The organism is Pseudovibrio sp. M1P-2-3 (genome assembly GCF_031501865.1).
GTDB classification, from domain to species: Bacteria; Pseudomonadota; Alphaproteobacteria; order Rhizobiales; family Stappiaceae; genus Pseudovibrio; species Pseudovibrio corallicola.
The window spans coordinates 2673557-2693541 of sequence record NZ_JARRCW010000001.1 but is presented as its reverse complement, the minus strand read 5'-3'; the positions used below and the strand labels follow the sequence as shown (position 1 = coordinate 2693541).

The following is a 19985-nucleotide window of genomic DNA, read 5'->3' as shown; positions in this document are numbered from 1 at the left end:
ATGTTCACTTTTCAAAGCGCACCATGGCAAGGCCAACGCCTGAGATGAAGAAGAGCCCGCCAGCGAGCTTGTTGCGCAAGTGGTCCATGCCCTTCAATAGGGGAGTTGCAGAACGCGCCAATGCCGCCCAGCACAAATCTCCCACCATCATAACGAGCAGATAAATAAGCGCAGGCTGAATCAGTGCGAAAGATGTGTCTGGTCCCACCACGAACTGAGGCAGAAAAGCTGCGTTAAAGATAAGCGTTTTGGGGTTGACGATGGCAAACGCCATTCCCTGCCAGAATAGCTTATGCAAGGGGGTGGTGCTTGCCTTTGATGTCTCAAGGGTATCGGTCTGCTCTTGCCAGGTTTTAATGCCAAGGAAAATCAAATAGGCGGCTCCCACCCATTTCACCCATAAAAAAGCATCGGCAACAACAGCAAGGAGCGCAGAAAGCCCCAGAACCACGATGCTAAGCTGAATTGCAATTCCCAACGTGGTGCCAAATACGGTCACAGCCCCAAATCGAAATCCATGTTTCACCGTGTTTGCTGTAATGAGCGCCACATTTGGCCCAGGAATAGCAACAAGAGCTGTAGTTGCAATTATCAAGGCCATGATCATTTCCAGTGACATGCTGCTCTCCGCTAGGGTGTCTCTCCAAAAGGGGATGGCTGTTTTGAGAGAAATATAGTTCGCGCACAAACAAACGTGCTCAACATAGATTTGCCTATAGATTGTAAGGTGTCAATGTTCTGCGCCGGTTTGGCCGGCCCGAGTGCTTATAGCATTCAATTCGCAAGAGGGGGGGGTCCTTATCCTCGCGTTGCTAAAATGGAGTAAATGCAAAGACACAGTGCTCAAAAAAAAAGCAAGGCTAAAAGCCTTGCTAAATTAGTTAACGCGTCTACATGCTTTCATTAACGTCTCTGTGCAAACGTCGGCTGCGGCTCAATGGCGCGCCAGAAAGCGATCCTCCCAAGACTCAGACTGCGAAATCGCTAGTGTTTGAAACACCCTAGCCTTTGTTATTCAATCGACTTTAGACTAATAACACATCCTTGTCATTATTTAGTCACAAGCTGCCTAACATTTGGTCATGGTTAAAATATTATCTAATATTTAGTTTAAGTAGAGTTACATCCGCAATCAATCTCCAAGGTAGTTGCTGTCAAGTACTCGGTAATACTCAAAATGTATGCCTCTACGTCCTTTAAAGGCTCACGATGAAAAGGGTTGACTATTCCCGCTCAATAGATTTTTCATAGGTGAAAAATAAACAATCAGTATTTGTAGTAGACTTCTTGTCAGAGGCCTGTCGGGAGGCTCTATAAGAAAGTTTCAGATTAATATTGATGGAATATTTGGTCCTTTTTACTTTCCCCTAGTGTCTTTTGGAGCAACTATATTCTCCATAGCCTTCCTTTATTAACAGAACCTGCTCTCTTTCTGGGGCCCTCGTGTTCTAACGGCTGTTGAAATGTTCGCTATTTCTGCACTTGCGATTCGCTAGGCTCGCCGGAATCTCCTTTTGCAGGCAAAAATACAAGTGTATTTCAAAGGTGAAGCAGATGGGTGGACCTTAAGCGCTGCCAGAGCGCTTAAAATCGGGCTTTATCGGTGGCAGGGCTGCGCGCGTCTGAGCAGTCCTTCTCGTAAATGCTGTTATAAGGCACAAAATGGGGTATGAAGAGCCCCTTGCATTGACATCGCCGCTCGTAGTTTGTAGGCGAAATTCCAATCATTTTTTTATCGGACACAAGTCATAAGAGTCACACGCCCATGCGCTTATCCCGTTATTTCCTGCCAATCTTGAAGGAAACGCCTAAAGAGGCCGAGATTGTTTCCCATCGCCTCATGCTGCGGGCCGGTATGATCCGTCAGCAATCAGCAGGAATCTACGCGTGGTTGCCTCTGGGCCACCGTGTGCTGGGCAAGATCCAGAAGATCGTTGAGGAAGAGCAGAACCGTTCCGGAGCGGTAGAACTTCTCATGCCAACCTTGCAGCCTGCGGACCTGTGGAAGGAAAGCGGGCGCTATGATGCTTATGGCAAAGAGATGCTGCGCATTGAAGACCGTCACGAGCGTGCCATGCTGTTTGGCCCAACCAATGAGGAGATGATCACCGACATCTTCCGCAGCTCTGTACGCTCCTACAAGGATCTGCCGCTGAACCTCTATCACGTTCAGTGGAAATTCCGCGATGAAGTGCGACCGCGTTTTGGTGTAATGCGTGGCCGCGAATTCTTGATGAAAGATGCCTATTCTTTCGATCTGGATAAGGAGCGGGCAACCGAAGCCTATCGCCGTATGTTTGTGGCATACCTGCGCACGTTCTCCCGCATGGGCCTCACAGCTATTCCGATGAAGGCTGACACTGGCCCGATCGGTGGTGATTTGTCTCACGAATTCATCGTTCTAGCGTCCACGGGCGAGAGTGAAGTGTTCTTGAACAAAGACATTCTTGATCTGGATATCCCGGCCGAAGATGTGGACTTTAACGGAGACCTCTCCGGCATTATCGATGCGTGGACTACGCCTTATGCAGCCACCGACGAGATGCATGATGAAGCCGCATTTGCCGCAGTGCCGGAAGACAAGAAAGTCTCCGCCCGCGGTATCGAGGTTGGCCATATTTTCTACTTCGGCACCAAGTACTCCGAGCCAATGGGCGCGAAGGTGATGACAGCGGAAGGCACCGAACAGCCAGTGCATATGGGATCCTACGGCATCGGTGTGTCCCGTCTTCTTGGCGCGATTATCGAAGCGTTCCATGATGATGATGGTATCGTCTGGCCAAAGGCCGTGGCACCATTCCATGTAGGCCTCATCAACATGAAGCCGGGGGGCGAGTGTGATGGTGCATGTGAGGAAATCTATGCCCAGCTGGAAAAGGCCGGTGTGGAAGTTCTTTATGATGATCGTGACACGCGGGCAGGGGCCAAGTTTGCGGGCATGGACCTGATCGGTCTGCCTTGGCAGGTCATTGTTGGTCCGCGCGGTCTCAAGAGCGGTGAAGTTGAGCTGAAAAACCGCGCAACTGGCGAGCGTGTCACGCTCTCACCGGAAGCTGCTGTTTCCAAGCTCATAGCTGATATCAACGGGTAAACCTGTTAAATATCTATGGATAATTGATTCGACAGAAATTTCTGTCGAATCTGTCATGATTTCGCTGCTTCTATCCCTATTGTGGGCTGAAACAGGTGGGGCTTTGGTGTTGCATTAAAGCTTTAAGCGGAGTGAAAGCAAGAATGACAACTGACGTACAGGCGGCCCCTTTGGGAAAAACGAGGCCGTTTGCATCTTTTGAATGGTTGCTTGCGGGGCGTTATCTGCGCTCTAAGAGAAAAGAAACCTTCATTTCAATTATTGCCGGTCTTTCGTTTCTGGGAATAACCTTGGGCGTCGCAACCTTGATCATCGTCATGGCGGTGATGAACGGGTTCCGTACCGAGCTTCTTTCTAAAATTCTTGGTATCAACGGCCATATTCTGGTGCAGCCCATCGAAAGTCAGTTTGATGACTATGATGCGGTCACCGCCCGCCTTCAAAGCGTGGACGGGGTGACCTTTGCTCTGCCCTTTGTGGAAGGGCAGGCCATGGTCTCCGGTCCCTCCAGTGACTTGGGGGCGCTGTTTCGCGGCATTCGCAAGGCGGATCTGGACCGCTTGCCGCTGATCTCCCAAAACATCAAGGCCGGTACGCTCGAGGGCTTTGACAGCTCTCAAGGAATCGCACTTGGTACACGGCTGGCCCGTCAGCTTGGTGTGACTATTGGCGATAGTGTTCGGGTTATCACCCCTCGTGGTAGTATTACCCCCATGGGCATGACCCCGCGCGTCAAGGCCTATCCCGTTCAGGCTATTTTCGAAATCGGCATGAGCGAATATGATGGCACCATTGCCTTTATGCCGTTCGAGGAAGCGCAGCTCTACTTTAACAAAGAAGGTCTTGCTACCGGTGTCGAGCTTTATGCGGGGGACCCTGATGAAGTAGGCGAAATTCGTCCGTTTGTGGAAGAGGCTGCCGAACGACCTGTTTTTGTGACAGACTGGCGCCAGCGCAACGCCACATTCTTCTCTGCCCTTGAGGTGGAGCGTAATGTGATGTTCATCATCCTCACCTTGATTGTGCTTGTGGCCGCCTTGAATATTATCTCCGGTATGACCATGCTGGTGAAAGACAAGGGCAGGGACATTGCGGTGCTGCGCACCATGGGTGCCACAAGAGGTGCTATTATGCGCATTTTTGTTATCACCGGTGCCAGTATTGGGTCTCTTGGTACTGTGGCTGGGGTTATCCTCGGCACCGTTGTGTGTCTTAATATTGAAAGCATCCGCCAGTTTATTTCCTGGTTCACGCGCACAGAACTGTTTTCGCCAGAACTGTACTTCCTGTCCAAGCTGCCTGCAGAAATGGATATGGGGGAAACGGTGATGGTGGTTGTTATGGCGCTCACCTTGAGTTTTCTGGCAACCCTTTACCCAGCGTGGCGCGCAGCGCGTCTCGATCCGGTTGAAGCGCTGAGGTACGAATAATGAATGCGCCGTTAAAAAATAAGGCCGCAGGCAAAAATCACGAGCCTCGCAAGGAAACAATCTCCATGCGCGGCGTTTGCCGGTCCTTCATGGAAGCGCATGGCCGCCTCGAAATCCTTAAAGGAGCCGATCTGGACCTTTATGAAGGTGAGATGGTTGCCTTGGTGGCCCCGTCCGGTACGGGTAAATCCACCTTGATGCACATCGCCGGCTTGCTGGAGCGCCCCGATGAGGGCGAGATCTATATTGGAGGTAAAGCCTGCTCCAAACTTTCCGATGACGAGCGCACATATATCCGCCGGAATGAAGTGGGCTTTGTCTATCAGTTCCATCACTTGCTGCCGGAGTTCACCGCGCTGGAGAACATTGCCCTGCCTCAGATGATCAGGGGGCTGTCTCGTCCAGTTGCGGAAAAGCGGGCCCATGAGCTGCTACAATATATGCGCCTTGATGACCGCGATACGCATCGTCCGGCGGAACTGTCCGGCGGCGAGCAGCAGCGCGTTGCCATTGCCCGTGCCGTTGCTAATGCCCCTCGGGTGCTGCTGGCCGATGAACCCACGGGAAATCTTGATCCGAAAACGTCCCATTATGTCTTTGATGCCCTGCAGGCACTGGTGCGCGCTTCCCGCGTCTCGGCATTGCTGGCAACGCACAATATGGAGCTTGCCGGACGGATGGACCGGCGGATCACTCTGCGCGATGGCAAGGTTGTCGAGCTGTAAAGCTGGTTTGATATTTTAGCTACACAAAGAGCGTCGGAAATTTTTCCGGCGCTTTTTTGTATGCGGCAAGCATATTTAATGCTGCTGGTAAAAACATATGCAGGCAGTGCGCATATAATGACAATAAATTGGGAGAAGTTCCATTTTCCAAAGCGGGAGCCGCATTTTAGTTATTTCAATACTGAGGGTGTGTGGTCAATGGATGAGATATATTCACCTGTTCTTGCAAAAGTGTACTGATGCCTGCGCACAAAACCAGTCGGCGAGCACGCAAAAAACATACAGTTTCGGATAAATTGCACGAAGCGACCATTTACGGCGAATAGTCTAGGAAATTCAAAAGGATATGATTGCTCAAAAAAGAAAAAACTCACCATTCCGGGGAGGAATGGTGAGCCCGCACGGGTTCGAACCGTGGACCTACTGATTAAAAGTCAGTTGCTCTACCAGCTGAGCTACGGGCTCTTTCTTTTTCCTTGTCGGCGGCGACTTGGTCGCTGCCTGTGAGGGGTCTTCTAAGGATCTCATGGGGTTAGCGCAACCCCTTTTTTTCATTTTCCACACAGGCTTCAAAAGTGTTTCCAAAAACAGCTTATTTTTAAGTAATTTTAACGCTGAACGGGGATAACCCCTATTTCTGTTGGGATAAAAGCGATTGCGCCGCCTAGTTTCCCTGCTCGGCAATATGCTCAAGCCGTGTGGCGCGCTCCTGTGTTATACTGGTCAGGCAAGAGATACGCAAAATCGGATAAAGCGAGCCGCCATAAACCGTAAAGGCTTCTGCATCGCATGTGCTGTCTCTAACTGTTATCCAGGCTCTTTGCGCATTTTTTAATGCGTTTGCGCCTTTGTCTCGATCTACAGCATCAAGAAACTTCCCTTCCAGCTCCAAAGCACTCATGGCGCGTTTATAGGCGTGGTTCAGCCTTATATCCGCAGCATCAAAGTCCTTTGCTGCACATTCAATCATGTCAGCGGTTGTCTGCGGGGCATCACACATGTCAGCTGCATAAGCTGGTAGATACAGCAGGCTTTGAAAAACAGTACTGATCAAAGCTACAGGTAAGTAACGGCGATTTATAGACATATGCTCCCCCAAACCGCTGCGCGTGGTTGCGCAAAATTACTTAGAGTGATATGCGGGAAAAGTATACAGGTTTCCAGAAAATACTGCATTCCCTAAAGGTAAAGTTGAATGTTTGAATGCAAACAAGCAGTTTTACATACCAAATAATTTTCTTTAGGAGTTAGTGGGAACTAGTTCGGGTTTGTAATTTTAAATTTGCTGGATTTTAGCGAATCCTGTAGTTCAATATACGTATATATTGGTTGTCTATTAGTAGTTTCCCTCTGTTAAACTACTTTAATTTGTGGCAGCAGTATGCCTCGTTTGCGAAAGATCAAATTGATTGCGTTTACTTAGAACGTGGTTAACTTTCTTTTGTGACGCAATGATTAAATAATGGGAGAAAACGCATGAAAGTAAGCAGTTTTGCACTTGGAGCAGCCTTGGCTCTAGGCAGCGTTTCGTCTGTTTCTGCGGCTGATCAGCAGTTTATTTCTATCGGTACGGGCGGTGTGACCGGTGTTTACTATCCAACTGGCGGTGCAATTTGTCGTCTGGTGAACAAGGAACGTCGTGACCATGGTATCCGGTGTTCTGCAGAATCAACAGGTGGTTCTGTTTACAACATCAACACCATCCAGAGCGGTGAGCTGGAGTTCGGTGTCGCTCAGTCTGATGTTCAAGCCAATGCTTTCAATGGTAAATCCCAGTGGGAAGGTAAGCCATTTGAAAACCTGCGCGCTGTATTCTCCGTACACCCAGAGCCTGTGACAATGCTTGCTACAAAAGACAGCGGCATTAAAAACCTAGGCGATCTGAAGGGTAAAAAAGTTAATATCGGCAACCCGGGTTCCGGCCAGTACGCAACTTGGAAGCTGCTCGAGCAGGAAGGCATTGTTGATACAGCTGACCTCGCGCTGGCTGCAGAGCTGAAATCCGCAGAAGCCGGTCAGGCACTTTGCGATGGCAAAATCGATGCGTACTACTGGCTTGTCGGTCACCCATCTGCGTCCACTCAGGAAACAATTTCCACCTGTGATGCGCAGCTGGTGAACGTTGAAGGCCCTGAAATCGACGAACTACTCAACAAATACTCCTACTACCGTACAGCTGAAATTCCAGCTGGCATGTACAACAATGATGAGCCAATCAAAACATTTGGTGTTGGCGCAACTTTTGTTACATCTGCGGATGTTCCTGAAGAAGTTGTTTATGTTGTTGTGAAAGGCGTGTTTGAGAACTTTGACGATTTCAAAAAGCTGCACCCGGCTTTTGCTAATCTGAAAGAGGAAGAAATGATCAAAGATTCTTTGACAGCTCCTCTGCACCCTGGCGCAGTTAAATACTACAAAGAACGTGGCTGGATGTAAGTCTCAGTATTCCAGTTTGTTTGTGGGGTCGATTGCGGCCCCACAAGCGTTTTAAGAATAAAAACAATCATAAAAATGAGTAATTGCTAGGGACGGGCTTGCCCGGGGCGGGGAGAATACTTGAATGAGCGAGCAGCAACACAAAGTAGAGGTGGAGGCGCAGGAGTTGGTCGCGCAGGCCGACACCGGAGCGCGTAATTTAACAGGTAGTTTAGGCATATTGGTCGCGACCATAGCTTTTATATGGTCAGCGTTTCAGCTCTATGTCGCGTCCAATGTACCTTTTTGGCTTGTTGATTATGCGAATATCAATCTTATTTTCAACAACTCGGAAATCCGGTTCATCCACCTCGCATTCGGATTGATTTTAGCCGCCTTCGCCTATCCGCTGTTTTCAAATAGCAGACGAGATATAATTCCCTGGTATGACTGGCTCCTTGCGGGTGCTGGCGCTTTTGCTTGTCTGTATCTGGTTGTCATGCGCGCAGGCATCGCGGACCGTGCTGGGTTGCCAACAGACATGGACCTTTATGTCTCTACAGTCGGTCTGATTATACTCGGAATATCAGTCTACAGAACCCTTGGGCTTCCTTTGGTTATTGTTGCTGGCGCGTTCATGTTCTACGTGTTCTTTGGCAACGAAAACTTCATGCCCGAAGCAATCCAGTGGAAAGGTGCCTCCTATGGCAAGGCCATGTGGCACTACTGGATGCAGTTGGAAGGCGTCTTTGGGGTCGCCATAGGCGTTTCCGCTTCTATGATTTTCTTGTTTGTGCTCTTTGGTTCACTTCTAGAACAGGCAGGAGCTGGTAACTACTTTATCAAGCTCGCTTTTGCGGTCCTAGGTCACTTGCGCGGCGGCCCAGCCAAAGCTGCTGTGGTGGCATCCGCCATGAGTGGTCTTTACTCAGGGTCTTCCATCGCGAATGTTGTAACTACCGGAACTTTCACCATCCCGTTGATGAAACGGACAGGCTTCCCGGCTGAAAAGGCGGGCGCTGTGGAAGTTGCCTCTTCGGTGAACGGGCAGTTGATGCCACCGGTGATGGGCGCGGCCGCCTTCCTGATTGCCGAGTTTACTGGCGTCGGCTATCATGAAGTGGTTATTCATGCGTTCATTCCAGCGGTAATTTCATATATCGCTCTTGTTTACATTGTGCATCTGGAAGCGCTGAAAATGAACCTGAAGGGCTTGCCGAAGCCTCCTGTTCATTTGACAATGATGCGCCGCCTTCTGGGTGTTCTTTCCGGCTTCCTTGGTATCACTATTTTGGGCTTTGCCGTCTATTACGGTCTGGGCTGGATCAAAATGGTCGTGCCGGATTACACGCTATCTGTGGTACTTTTGCTCTTCTTGGTTGCCTATGTGGTACTGGTTGGGATTGCGGCCCAAGCTCCAGATCTGGAAGTGGATGATCCGAACGCTCCGATTAAAGAGCTTCCAAAGGCAGGTGATGTCGGGCGGACCGGTTACTACTTTGTTCTGCCAATCGTGGTTCTAATCTGGTGCATCTTGCTGGAGCGCTTGTCTCCATCCCTTTCCGCGTTCTACGCAATCATGGCGATGCTGTTTATCGTGTTGACACAACACCCGCTGAAAGCTCTGTTCCGTAAACAAGGGCTTGGTGAGCATATCAAACGAGGCATCAGCGACTTTATTCAAGGGATGATTGGCGGCGCGCGCAATATGATTGGTATTGCCGTTGCAACAGCTGCTGCCGGCATTATTGTGGGCACTGTATCACTCACTGGTGCGCACCAGATGATTGGGGAGCTGGTTGAGTTCCTTTCAGGGGGAAGCCTGCTATTGATGTTGGTACTGGTTGCGATTATGAGCCTCATTCTTGGAATGGGTCTTCCGACCACTGCCAACTACCTTGTGGTTTCGTCCCTAATGGCTCCGGTTATTGTCGAGCTGGGTGCGCAAACTGGTTTCCTTGTGCCGCTGATCGCGGTTCACTTCTTCGTGTTCTACTTCGGAATATTGGCGGATGTGACGCCGCCCGTGGGGCTTGCGGCTTTCGCAGCAGCAGCCATTAGCCGTGGAGATCCGATCAAAACAGGGGTTCAGGGCTTCCTCTATTCCATGAGAACAGTGCTTCTGCCCTTCCTGTTTATCTTCAATACGGACCTTCTCCTTATCAATGTGGATGCCGGTCCCGCCGTTATTGTGTTTATCGTTGCTGTCATAGCCATGATGCTATTTGCGGCGGCGACGCAAGGCTACTTCTTTGCCAAATCACGTCTTTGGGAAACTGTAGTTCTTCTGGTTGTAGCCTTCACGTTGTTCCGTCCGGGCTTTTGGCTGGACATAGTTCAAGATCCAAAAGAAACGGCGACCGGCTCTCAAATTGTCCAGATGGTTGGAAATGCTCCAGAAGGGGGCATCGTCTATCTGAACCTGAGAGGTTCTGACTTTGATGACCCTGACAAAGTTATATCACGTACAATCCAGTTTAAAGTTGGCGGTGAGCAAGGTGAGGAAAGACTTGCGGCAAATGGTCTGACGATTATGCCGGAAGATGGAAAAATTCTTCTGGACGAACCGTTCCCGGGAACTGCATTTTCCAGTGAACTTCAAACCTTCGATTTCTATGGTGATGTACCAGTAGAAATCGTCAGCAGCCAAGTGGATGCGGAGCGCGTGTGGAAAGAGATCTTCTATATTCCAGCGCTTCTTCTGCTCGCTATTGTGGTGATTTCGCAGCGTCGCCGTCAGACGCAACCTGCGTTCTAAATTGTTGATTGGAAAAGAGTATGTACAAAAATATCCTTCTTCCGCTTGATCTTAACGAGGATAGTTCGTGGAAACGGTGCCTGCCTGTTGCGGTTGATATGGCAAAACACTATGGAGCCAAACTCCATATTGTGACTGTCCTGCCCGATTTCGGAAAATCGATTGTGGGTGGCTACTTTGATAAGAAGTTCGAGACCCGTGCGCTGGAAAAAGCCAAACAAGCATTGGAAGAGCTTCTGGATAGAGAGCTGGCAGATGTGGATGGTCTGGATGCGAAGGGTCATATTGCTCACGGCACCATCTATGAAGAAATTAACAATGCTGCCGATAAGTTAAAATGTGATCTCATCATTATTTCTTCTCATCGCCCTGAGCTGAAAGATTATTTGTTGGGGCCCAATGCCGCTCGCGTGGTTCGTCATGCCTCACAATCCGTCCTGGTTGTCCGCGACGAGACATAATCACATATAAGTGTGCGGGAAAGGTACCTTTCCCGCACATTCTTTTAGCATTCCGACCCATTTATTGTTATTTCTCGGGGGCTTTTTAGCTTTGATGTAGAAGATAACTGGGCAGAGCACATTTGCTCTCGGGGAATAATTATGCTTCAAACTGTTACTATCTGGGGTGCTTTTTTTGCGGGGTTGCTATCCTTTGTCTCCCCTTGTGTTTTGCCGCTTGTCCCACCTTACCTTGGCTATATCGCTGGCCTGTCTCTTGATGAGCTGAGTGCCAATAAAAATACGGTACGAGGTGCGCAGAAAATTCTTTCCTCAGCTTTGTTCTTTGTAGCCGGATTTTCTACCGTTTTCGTTTTGCTAGGGGCAAGTGCCTCGTTCCTTGGGCAGTTGGTTCTGCAATATTCTCAAATACTTGGATATATTGCTGGAGCACTGATCATTGTCATGGGGCTCCATTTTTTAGGTGTGTTCCGTATTTCGCTTCTTTATAGGGAAGCGCGCGTAAATATGGAGCGTAAACCTGCAGGTTTTGCGGGTGCCTATGTAATGGGATTGGCCTTCGGGTTTGGCTGGACCCCATGTATTGGGCCTGTACTTGCTTCTATTCTTCTAATTGCTGGCACAGAATCGTCGGTCGGGCAGGGGTCTTTGTTGTTGGCTGCCTATTCACTTGGTATTGGGGTTCCTTTCTTACTTGCGGCTGCATTTGCTGGCTCTTTCATGAACTTTATGGTTAGGTTCCGCCGTCATTTAGGAAAAGTTGAAAAGGTGATGGGCGCGTTCTTGATCGTGACTGGCCTCGCATTTTTGACAGGCTACATGCAGGCGTTCTCTTTCAAGCTTTTAGAGTGGTTCCCGGCATTTAGCCAAATTGGCTAGCTATAGATAGTTCCCTGGGATTTAGTCTCAATTTCAGGAGGTGTGGTTTTTCTTAGGAAACCCTACTGATTGAAGGGCTACAACTCAGGGAATATTGGTGATAGGGAAAAGCCATACTTTTCTTTCTATAGCTGTTGAGGCAGTGTGCATTTCAAACTTGTAAGCGCATAAATGAAAGAGAGCTAGAAATGGACAGCAGCTGCCTCGCAATCGTCTTGGCTGCAGGCCTTGGAACGCGAATGCGTTCTTCACTGCCGAAAGTAATGCACGAAGTTGGTAATCTGCCCCTCGTTGGTCATGTGTTGCGCGCCGTGAATGAGGCCGGTGCCGACAAGATAGCTGTTGTCGTTGGCCCCAATATGCCTGTGGTAGAAGAAGCCGTCGTTCGCATTGCTCCAAACGCAAGTAACTATACGCAGGTTGATCGTCTTGGTACCGCTCACGCTGTCAAAGCTGCTGAGAGTGCTTATCTGGAAGGGCACGATCATGTTCTGGTCCTTTTTGGCGATACGCCACTGGTAACCGCGCAGACTTTCAACAAACTACGTCATAAACTTCACCAAGGAGCCGATATTGCCGTTCTGGGTTTTTCTGCAAAGAATCCTTTTGGCTATGGCCGGCTTCTAGTTGAAAACGGGCAACTGAAAGCCATTCGCGAAGAAAAGGATGCCAGCGAACAGGAACGGAAAGTTCAGTTCTGCAATGCTGGCATAATGGCCTTTAAGGGCAAACACCTTCAAAGTATCGTTGCTGCCATTGGTAATTCTAATGCAAAGGGTGAGTACTACCTGACGGATGCAGTGGAAATTGGCCGAGATCTGGGGTTGAAAGTTGTTGCTGAGGAAGCGGAAGAACTTGAAGTTCAGGGAATTAATAACCGTGAACAGCTGGCAAATTGTGAGCGAGTTTTTCAGGAGGCTATGCGCAGTTCGGCAATGGAGCAGGGGGTTACCCTCAAGGCGCCGGAAACGGTTTTCTTCTCCTATGATACTGAAATTGCAAATGATGTGGTTATTGAGCCGAACGTTGTGTTTGGCCCCGGGGTTCAAATAGAGACCGGTGCTCAAATTCGTGCATTCTCACATTTGGAACAGGCCGTTGTCAGGAAGAATGCCATTGTCGGACCGTACGCGAGACTGCGACCCAATTCTGATATAGGCTCCAACGCTCGTATCGGGAATTTCGTAGAAATTAAAAATACTCGGGTGGAAACGGGCGCCAAGGTCAACCATCTATCGTACATAGGCGATGCGACAATTGGCGAGAAGTCCAATATTGGCGCTGGCGCCATCACTTGTAATTATGATGGTTTTCTAAAACATAAAACAACTATCGGTTCGGGTGTATTTGTCGGATCCGATAGCGTTTTGGTTGCCCCCGTCTCAATAGCAGATGGCGCATATGTTGCCGCAGGTTCAGTTATAACTGAAAATATTAGTGAAAATGATTTAGCGTTGGCGAGGTCTCGCCAGACTGTCAAACCCGGACGGGCAAGCGAAATAAGAGAACGTCTCTCTAAGGCGAAAAAAGAACAAAAAAACAGCTAAGATGATGGCCTTTTAGAGATAACTGACCTCAGTTGTAACCTTGCGAAATATCAATTGATTTAACAGCGGGGAGGCGAGTGGGCTAAGGAAATTCTAAGATCATATGGCCGTGTTTCACACTGGCTGCAAAAGGAGAGATCACATGTGTGGTATCGTAGGTATTTTAGGGCAAACGCCTGTTGCACCAGCTCTTGTCGATGCACTGAAACGACTGGAATATCGCGGTTATGATTCCGCAGGTGTCGCCACACTAGAAAATGGAAAGTTGGCTCGTAAACGCGCCAAAGGGAAGCTGCGTAATCTGGAAGCGCTTTTGCAAAATGAACCCTTGCAAGGAACGTCTGGTATTGGCCACACTCGGTGGGCAACGCACGGGAGCCCCACAGTTCGCAATGCCCACCCGCATATGTCTGAGGGTGTTTGCGTTGTTCACAATGGCATTATCGAGAACTTCTTGGAGTTGCGTGAAGAAATTCTGGAAAGTGGCGTAACCCCTGAGACGGAAACAGACACTGAGGTTGTTGCCCACCTGATTTCCATTGCACTTCGCTCTGGAAAGACACCGCAGCAAGCGGTTAATGAAGTTCTTGGAAAATTGAAAGGTGCTTTTGCACTGGCCATTTTATTTGAGGGCGAGCAGGATCTTATGATCGGGGCGCGCAAAGGATCTCCACTTGCAGTTGGCTATGGTGAGGGAGAGATGTTCCTTGGGTCAGATGCGATAGCCCTGTCTCCTTTTACAGATATGATCAGCTATTTGGAAGAAGGCGACTGGGTTGTCTTATCCAGAGAAAGCGCTCAGCTATTTGATGAGAATGGTAACTCTGTATCCCGACCCATTCAGCGCTCAACAGTAAGCGCTGCAATGATGGACAAAGGGAACTACCGTCACTTTATGGCCAAGGAGATTCATGAGCAGCCACACGTCGTCGGACATGCTCTTTCTCAGTATCTGGATTTGGCTAACCGTAAGGCAACGCTGCCCGACGAGCAGACATTGGCCTTCGATAAAATCGATCGACTGGTTATTTCTGCCTGCGGAACAGCTTATTATGCAGGACTGGTAGCGAAATACTGGTTCGAGAAAATTGCAAAACTCCCCGTTGATATCGATATCGCATCCGAATTCAGATATCGGGAAATGCCGGTGAAGGCGGGAGATCTTGCACTGTTCATTTCCCAATCTGGTGAAACAGCGGATACTTTGGCATCCTTGCGCTACTGTAAGGAGCAGGGAATGCAAATAGGTGCAGTGGTAAATGTTAGTGAATCTACCATTGCGAGAGAATCCAATTTTGTATTTCCGATTCTTGCGGGTCCTGAAATTGGTGTGGCTTCAACCAAAGCCTTCACATGTCAACTAACCGTCTTAGCCAGTTTGGCAATTTATGCGGCTAAGCAGCGTGGGCACCTGACAGATGAGCAAGAGGCTGGGCTGGTACATAGCCTTTCAGAGCTCCCCAGCTATCTCGTTCAGGCAATGAAGCTGGAAACTCAAATTGAGAAAATGGCTCACTGGACTTCGGGCATGAAGGATGCGCTATATTTGGGGCGCGGAACGAGCTACCCTCTTGCCATGGAAGGGGCTTTAAAGCTTAAAGAGCTTTCATATATCCATGCGGAAGGGTACGGTGCTGGTGAGTTAAAGCATGGTCCGATTGCTTTGATTGATGAGGATATGCCGGTGTTTGTTGTCGCACCATTTGACAACATTTATGAGAAAACAGTCTCCAACGTGCAAGAGGTTGCAGCCCGCGGGGGTAAAATAGTCCTGATTACTGATGAGGAAGGCGCTCGCGCTGCAGGAGTAGATGCATCAGAAGTTCTGGTTCTTCCAAAAGTCGGAGAGTTGGTAGCACCAATCATATACGCCATCCCGCTTCAGATGATTTCCTATCATACTGCAGTTTTCATGGGTACAGACGTGGATCAGCCACGTAATCTGGCCAAGTCAGTTACAGTTGAATAAATAGAACCTCTATTCAAATTGGGATTTGTGGGATGAAAATAAAGTTTCATCCCACAGTTTTGCGGTCGCGAATTTCAAGTTATTTGCTGAGTTTTGCGACCAAACTTCTATCCATAAAGTTAGTTTGATCTGTTGATGGATATACCTAGTCGAAGCTTGATCAGATCAATCTCTACACAAACATGAAGTCGTCGTTTTGTAGCACTGCAAGGCTAGTATCTGTCAAAGTCACCTGCCCATCGTCACTATAGTTGATGATCACATTGCCATCCAGTTCTGAGGAGGCTGTTAGGACGTCTTCGAAACTCGAGAAAATATCCGATGCAAACTGTAGAACATCAGCAGTAGAAAAGTCGCTGATGACATCAGAGCCGCCGCTCTCTCGCGTAAAGATAAATGTATCATTACCTTCTCCGCCTAAAAGAACATCATCTCCTGCTCCGCCTAGGAGTGTGTCGTTGCCATGACGTCCCTGAAGGATGTTATTGGAAGAATTGCCGATTATGGTATCTTGACCACTGCTTCCTTCGACGTTCTCAATACTGATATAGGTATCACCAATGGAAGTTCCTTGAGTTCCTTTACCCGTCTCAAGGTCGATATGTGATGTTGAGTTGGGATCCTTGTACTTCTTATAGCTGACCCAGTCTACGCCATCCCCACCATCAAGAAGATCTTCTCCCGATCCACCTCGTAGATAATCATCACCATCCCCACCTTTAAGGTGGTCATCACCGCCTCCTCCGATTAATTTATCATTACCGTGGTGCCCGAAAATTATGTTATTTGCATCATTTCCATAAATAATGTCCTGACCGTAGCTGCCTTTGACGTTTTCAATATTGATATACGTGTCGCCTGCTGCAACTCCTTGAGTCCCCTTGCCCTTCTCATCACCAATAAATATGCGTGATGTTGAGGTTGGATCCTTGTAGTCGGTGTAACTGACCCAGTCTATGCCATCGCCGCCGTCGAGAATGTCGGCTCCATCTCCACCTTTTAGGTAGTCATTTCCATCCCCACCTATTAGGTGATCGTCTCCTGCGCGGCCGACGAGTGTATCATCACCTTTATGCCCATCTAGAATATTGGCAGCACTATTTCCAAAAATGGTGTCCTGTCCGTAACTTCCCTTGACGTTTTCAATATCGATATATGTATCGCCCGATGCAACTCCTTGGGTTCCTTTGCCCTTACTGTCGCCAATATATATGCGTGAAGTTGAGGTCGGGTCCTTGTAGTCGGTGTAGCTGACCCAGTCTACGCCATCGCCGCCGTCGAGAATGTCGGCTCCATCTCCACCTTTTAAGTAGTCATTGCCATCCCCACCTATTAGGTGATCATTTCCAGCGTAGCCGACGAGTGTATCATCACCTCTATGTCCATCGAGAGTATTGGCAGCACTACTTCCAAAAATGGTGTCCTGCCCATAGCTTCCTTTGACGTTTTCAATATCAATATATGTATCTCCCGCCGCAACTCCCTGAGTTCCTTTGCCCTTTTCATCACTAATAAATATGCGTGATGTTGAGGTGGGGTCCTTGTAATCGGTGTAACTGATCCAATCTACACCATCGCCGCCGTCGAGAATATCGGCTCCATCTCCACCTTTTAGGTAGTCATTGCCATCCCCACCTATTAGGTGGTCGTTTCCAGAGTGGCCGACGAGTGTATCATCACCTTTATGCCCATCTAGAATATTGGCAGCACTACTTCCAAAAATGGTGTCCTGCCCGTGGCTTCCTTTGACGTTTTCTATATCAATATATGTATCGCCTGCCGCAACGCCCTGAGTGCCTTTGCCAGCTTCCAGATAGATACGTGAGGAAATGGAGGGGTTTATGTACTTAACATAACTCACCCAGTCAGACCCGCTACCACCGTGTAATAGATCGGCGCCAGAGCCTCCACTGAGTACATCGTTGCCAGCCCCTCCATATAATTTATCATTTCCCTTGAAACCAAAAAGGGAATTGTCTGCTTGGTTTCCTCGTATTGTATCGTGGCCCCTTCCTCCTCTGGCATTCTCTATCAAGGAGCGTTCATCCCCATCAAAGAGCAACGCGTTATAGACGTTTGCGCGAGCATACTCATCTTTGTCGTTCGTTGAGTATTTTCCAAGGTGGGAAAGCTGATCTTTTGATAGCAAAGACCAGCTACCAGGTGCCAAATTTATGTTTAGGTTTGTGGTATAATTGGTAAAGTCGTAGGTATCCTTACCGCCCCCATCCCAAATAGTAAGAAAGATTCGGTTGTCATCAACGGTGCCTTGTCCAATGCCATCAATGAACATTTCACCTGTTTTTTCGGAAAATCGGTAGGTGGTGTTACCACTATTGGTTTGGAAGTTCGCGCCATAAAGCTCTTGGATGGCGGCAATATCGTACATCATCAGGCTTTGGGCAAAATCGTTTTCCCCGACTCTGTAACCACTTTGATATCCTGTTGTCGCCTGACCCACATACCCACGATAAGTCATGACAGAAAATTCCATGGAATCGCGATCATACTCTAGGGTACTTCCAGTTGGAGAATATCCTTGATACGGATTCCAGTCGTCGGGTGAATGCGCATGTGACAAGCCTAACGTATGTCCAGTTTCATGCATAATTGTTGCCCAAGTATATGTACCTTTATTGGGCTCGGCGTCGTAGGTACTGGCTTTGTACATTTGATAGGAGGGGGCGTCGCTGGGGAAATACCCATAAGCAGTGTTCAGATCTGGGTTATTCGTTCTGGATAAAACCAGAGTAGCGTCATCCCAACGATCCTGCTTCGTAAAAGTAAGCTCACTTACAGCTTCGTACATGTCAAAAACGCTTCGCATGGCGTCTTGCCAGGCGCTATTCATTGGAGTAGCGGTTGCGACTGACATTTCGTCTTGATTAGGGAAATCGTAGCGAGATGTTGGAAACTTATAGCTGATTTCAGTACTATCCCATTTAGTACCAATCAGGAGTGCATCAATATTTCTGTCACCTGTTTTAGATACAAGACGGAAGGTGTCAGCGAAATTCGTTGGCATTAAAAACTCGAATGTGTTGGTTCACTTGATAGCGAAATTATTATTATTCTGCGTAGCCCTTTCGAATTCTGATTTTTAAAAGAGAACTTTCAGGTCAATACAGTGTATGGAGAAGCGGGTTTGCAGGAGGGCGATGTATACTTAAATAACTGTTGGGTGCCACAATCTCAGGTTATAATCACCAGATTGATGGGGTGCTTTATAAAACTGCGACTATATTGTCCTAAAGGAACGGGCTCAAATGAGACTAGAGCTGCATCGAGGTGCTATAGCCCTATCAGATGCAGAAAGTGCTTGCTGTGGCAAAATGTGCTTTGAAATCCTGGCCATCGGGTTGATGGGCCTAAAAGGCAGGTGGCTTTGAGGGGCGGGTACCAACATAGTAGGCACTGGCCAGCATAAAAAGGGCTACAACCACTGCAGAAACAAGGGAAGGGCTAACGAAGTAATAAAAGCTGCAGTAGCCTAGCAGCATTCCGAGAAAGGCCATTGTTTTGGCTTTTAGTGAAATGACACCATGTGCCCGCCACTGGATTACACTTGGGCCGAAAACAGGGTGCTCCAAAAGCCATAGTTCAAAACGTTTGCTGGATTTAGCAAAGCAGCCTGCAGCCAGAATAAAAAAGATTGTTGAGGGCAGGAGGGGTAATACGATGCCGACCAGTCCTATTCCAATGAACAGGAAGCCTGAGGAAAAGTAGAAGGCTCGAATCATCTAATGCTCTCTCCGAAGCGGGCGTACTCTGGCTGGTGAAATTAAACAAGAGTATTAAACTCAGGAATTAATTTAGGGCAAGACAAGGGCTCTTTCAAGAGCGTGTTATCTGTTGTTAGACTATCTACAGACCATTTTAAGAGTATCTGTCAATGAACCACGAAAATCAACAAAAACAGTTTGAAGCAAAAGCGAAGAAAACGATCAGGCCGAGCCTCATGATGCGGGTGCGAAATTACTTCTTAACGGGTTTGGTCATAACTGGGCCTATTGGCATAACCATTTATTTGAGTTGGTCTTTGATTCAGTGGGTAGATAAATGGGTGAAACCGCTTATTCCGCACCGGTATAACCCTGACACTTATGTTCCAATTGAAGTTCCAGGCGTCGGACTCATTGCTGCATTCATTGGTCTCACTATTATCGGTTTTTTGACTGCGAATATAGCAGGGCGCGGCTTTATCCGTATGGGAGAGGGAATTCTCGTACGAATGCCTCTTGTTAGAAATGTATACGCTGCATTGAAACAAATCTTTGAGACAGTTCTACAAGAGCGTGGAGAGAGTTTTACAAAAGCGGCTTTGATTGAATATCCAAGAAAAGGATTGTGGGCGATCGTTTTCATTTCAGCGGACACCAAAGGAGAGGTTGCCGCAAAACTTGAAGGTGGCGAGAAAACCGTGGCAGTATTTTTGCCCACAACTCCAAATCCAACCTCTGGCTTTTTACTTTTTGTTCCAAAAGATGAAGTGAGGGAGTTGTCCATGAGTGTGGAGGATGCGGCAAAGCTGGTTATTTCGGCGGGACTGGTCAGCCCTGACTATCCAGAATTAATTGAAGCGGATAGAAAATCGGGCATATACAAAGGGTTTGGCAAAAGAAAAGCAGCCAATACTCAAGAAGAGCCAAGAAATCCTGAAGTTGAGGGTTGCTGTTCGGCTGCTGCTGTTGAAAAAGACTGACCAGATTT

Annotated in this window: 14 protein-coding genes and 1 tRNA gene; 10 read left to right on the top strand and 5 right to left on the bottom strand. The window is 48.2% G+C overall.

The genetic code is table 11. The annotated features are described in order from the left end of the window. Window positions 1–4: 4 nt before the first annotated feature. Entirely contained in the window at window positions 5–619 is a 615-nt protein-coding gene (locus tag P6574_RS11650) for a LysE family translocator (protein WP_310620447.1), read from the bottom strand. 1146 nt (window positions 620–1765) lie between these two features. Here P6574_RS11650 and proS point away from each other — a divergent pair. The 3 genes from proS (at window position 1766) to P6574_RS11635 (ending at window position 5246) form a co-directional block, all read left to right on the top strand. Continuing rightward, on the top strand, window positions 1766–3091 hold the full coding sequence (proS, locus tag P6574_RS11645; protein WP_310620446.1) for a proline--tRNA ligase: 1326 nt from the start codon (window positions 1766–1768) through the stop codon (window positions 3089–3091). 143 nt (window positions 3092–3234) lie between these two features. After that, window positions 3235–4521, top strand: a complete 1287-nt coding sequence (locus tag P6574_RS11640; RefSeq protein ID WP_310620445.1) for a lipoprotein-releasing ABC transporter permease subunit — start codon at window positions 3235–3237, stop codon at window positions 4519–4521. Between the two features lie 65 nt (window positions 4522–4586). After that, entirely contained in the window at window positions 4587–5246 is a 660-nt protein-coding gene (locus P6574_RS11635) for an ABC transporter ATP-binding protein (RefSeq protein ID WP_310622154.1), read from the top strand. A gap of 389 nt (window positions 5247–5635) precedes the next feature. Here the strand turns inward: P6574_RS11635 and P6574_RS11630 are convergent. Both P6574_RS11630 and P6574_RS11625 read right to left on the bottom strand, forming a co-directional pair. After that, a tRNA-Lys gene (locus P6574_RS11630) sits at window positions 5636–5711 on the bottom strand. Window positions 5712–5910: 199 nt separating this feature from the next. Next, entirely contained in the window at window positions 5911–6333 is a 423-nt protein-coding gene (locus tag P6574_RS11625; protein ID WP_310620444.1) for a lysozyme inhibitor LprI family protein, read from the bottom strand. Window positions 6334–6722: 389 nt separating this feature from the next. On the opposite strand from P6574_RS11625, the gene P6574_RS11620 reads away from it, so the two are divergent. From P6574_RS11620 to glmS, 6 genes are all read left to right on the top strand, one after another. Further along, the gene (locus P6574_RS11620; RefSeq protein ID WP_310620443.1) at window positions 6723–7682 is read left to right on the top strand and encodes a TAXI family TRAP transporter solute-binding subunit; all 960 of its coding nucleotides are present in this window, start codon (window positions 6723–6725) and stop codon (window positions 7680–7682) included. Between the two features lie 124 nt (window positions 7683–7806). Beyond that, window positions 7807–10419, top strand: coding sequence for a TRAP transporter permease (locus P6574_RS11615; protein ID WP_310620442.1), 2613 nt, complete (start codon window positions 7807–7809; stop codon window positions 10417–10419). 20 nt (window positions 10420–10439) lie between these two features. Next, the gene (locus P6574_RS11610) at window positions 10440–10880 is read left to right on the top strand and encodes a universal stress protein (protein ID WP_310620441.1); all 441 of its coding nucleotides are present in this window, start codon (window positions 10440–10442) and stop codon (window positions 10878–10880) included. Window positions 10881–11021: 141 nt separating this feature from the next. After that, window positions 11022–11759: a cytochrome c biogenesis CcdA family protein gene (locus P6574_RS11605; protein WP_310620440.1), complete on the top strand. Its 738-nt coding sequence runs from the start codon at window positions 11022–11024 to the stop codon at window positions 11757–11759. Between the two features lie 188 nt (window positions 11760–11947). Next, window positions 11948–13306, top strand: coding sequence for a bifunctional UDP-N-acetylglucosamine diphosphorylase/glucosamine-1-phosphate N-acetyltransferase GlmU (gene glmU, locus P6574_RS11600; RefSeq protein WP_310620439.1), 1359 nt, complete (start codon window positions 11948–11950; stop codon window positions 13304–13306). A gap of 142 nt (window positions 13307–13448) precedes the next feature. Then, window positions 13449–15275 (top strand): glutamine--fructose-6-phosphate transaminase (isomerizing), encoded by a 1827-nt coding sequence (glmS, locus tag P6574_RS11595; protein ID WP_310620438.1) that lies wholly within the window; start codon window positions 13449–13451, stop codon window positions 15273–15275. Between the two features lie 172 nt (window positions 15276–15447). Here the strand turns inward: glmS and P6574_RS11590 are convergent, their stop codons facing one another. Next, a complete protein-coding gene (locus tag P6574_RS11590) occupies window positions 15448–18300 on the bottom strand; it encodes a M10 family metallopeptidase (protein WP_310620437.1) in 2853 nt (950 codons plus the stop codon). A 343-nt stretch (window positions 18301–18643) separates the two neighbouring features. Beyond that, window positions 18644–19015 (bottom strand): YbaN family protein, encoded by a 372-nt coding sequence (locus tag P6574_RS11585; RefSeq protein ID WP_310620436.1) that lies wholly within the window; start codon window positions 19013–19015, stop codon window positions 18644–18646. Window positions 19016–19233: 218 nt separating this feature from the next. On the opposite strand from P6574_RS11585, the gene P6574_RS11580 reads away from it, so the two are divergent. Further along, window positions 19234–19977, top strand: a complete 744-nt coding sequence (locus P6574_RS11580) for a DUF502 domain-containing protein (RefSeq protein WP_310622153.1) — start codon at window positions 19234–19236, stop codon at window positions 19975–19977. Window positions 19978–19985 lie beyond the last annotated feature (8 nt).

Bases quoted from the DNA above. Each gene is read 5' to 3' on its own strand.
- P6574_RS11635 (WP_310622154.1), top strand. From the start codon at position 4,587: ATGCGCGGCGTTTGCCGGTCCTTCATGGAAGCGCATGGCCGCCTCGAA.
- P6574_RS11615 (WP_310620442.1), top strand. From the start codon at position 7,807: ATGAGCGAGCAGCAACACAAAGTAGAGGTGGAGGCGCAGGAGTTGGTC.
- P6574_RS11625 (WP_310620444.1), bottom strand. From the start codon at position 6,333: ATGTCTATAAATCGCCGTTACTTACCTGTAGCTTTGATCAGTACTGTT.
- P6574_RS11585 (WP_310620436.1), bottom strand. From the start codon at position 19,015: ATGATTCGAGCCTTCTACTTTTCCTCAGGCTTCCTGTTCATTGGAATA.
- glmU (WP_310620439.1), top strand. From the start codon at position 11,948: ATGGACAGCAGCTGCCTCGCAATCGTCTTGGCTGCAGGCCTTGGAACG.
- P6574_RS11610 (WP_310620441.1), top strand. From the start codon at position 10,440: ATGTACAAAAATATCCTTCTTCCGCTTGATCTTAACGAGGATAGTTCG.
- P6574_RS11590 (WP_310620437.1), bottom strand. From the start codon at position 18,300: ATGCCAACGAATTTCGCTGACACCTTCCGTCTTGTATCTAAAACAGGT.
- P6574_RS11640 (WP_310620445.1), top strand. From the start codon at position 3,235: ATGACAACTGACGTACAGGCGGCCCCTTTGGGAAAAACGAGGCCGTTT.
- P6574_RS11580 (WP_310622153.1), top strand. From the start codon at position 19,234: ATGATGCGGGTGCGAAATTACTTCTTAACGGGTTTGGTCATAACTGGG.
- glmS (WP_310620438.1), top strand. From the start codon at position 13,449: ATGTGTGGTATCGTAGGTATTTTAGGGCAAACGCCTGTTGCACCAGCT.
- P6574_RS11620 (WP_310620443.1), top strand. From the start codon at position 6,723: ATGAAAGTAAGCAGTTTTGCACTTGGAGCAGCCTTGGCTCTAGGCAGC.
- P6574_RS11605 (WP_310620440.1), top strand. From the start codon at position 11,022: ATGCTTCAAACTGTTACTATCTGGGGTGCTTTTTTTGCGGGGTTGCTA.
- P6574_RS11650 (WP_310620447.1), bottom strand. From the start codon at position 619: ATGTCACTGGAAATGATCATGGCCTTGATAATTGCAACTACAGCTCTT.
- proS (WP_310620446.1), top strand. From the start codon at position 1,766: ATGCGCTTATCCCGTTATTTCCTGCCAATCTTGAAGGAAACGCCTAAA.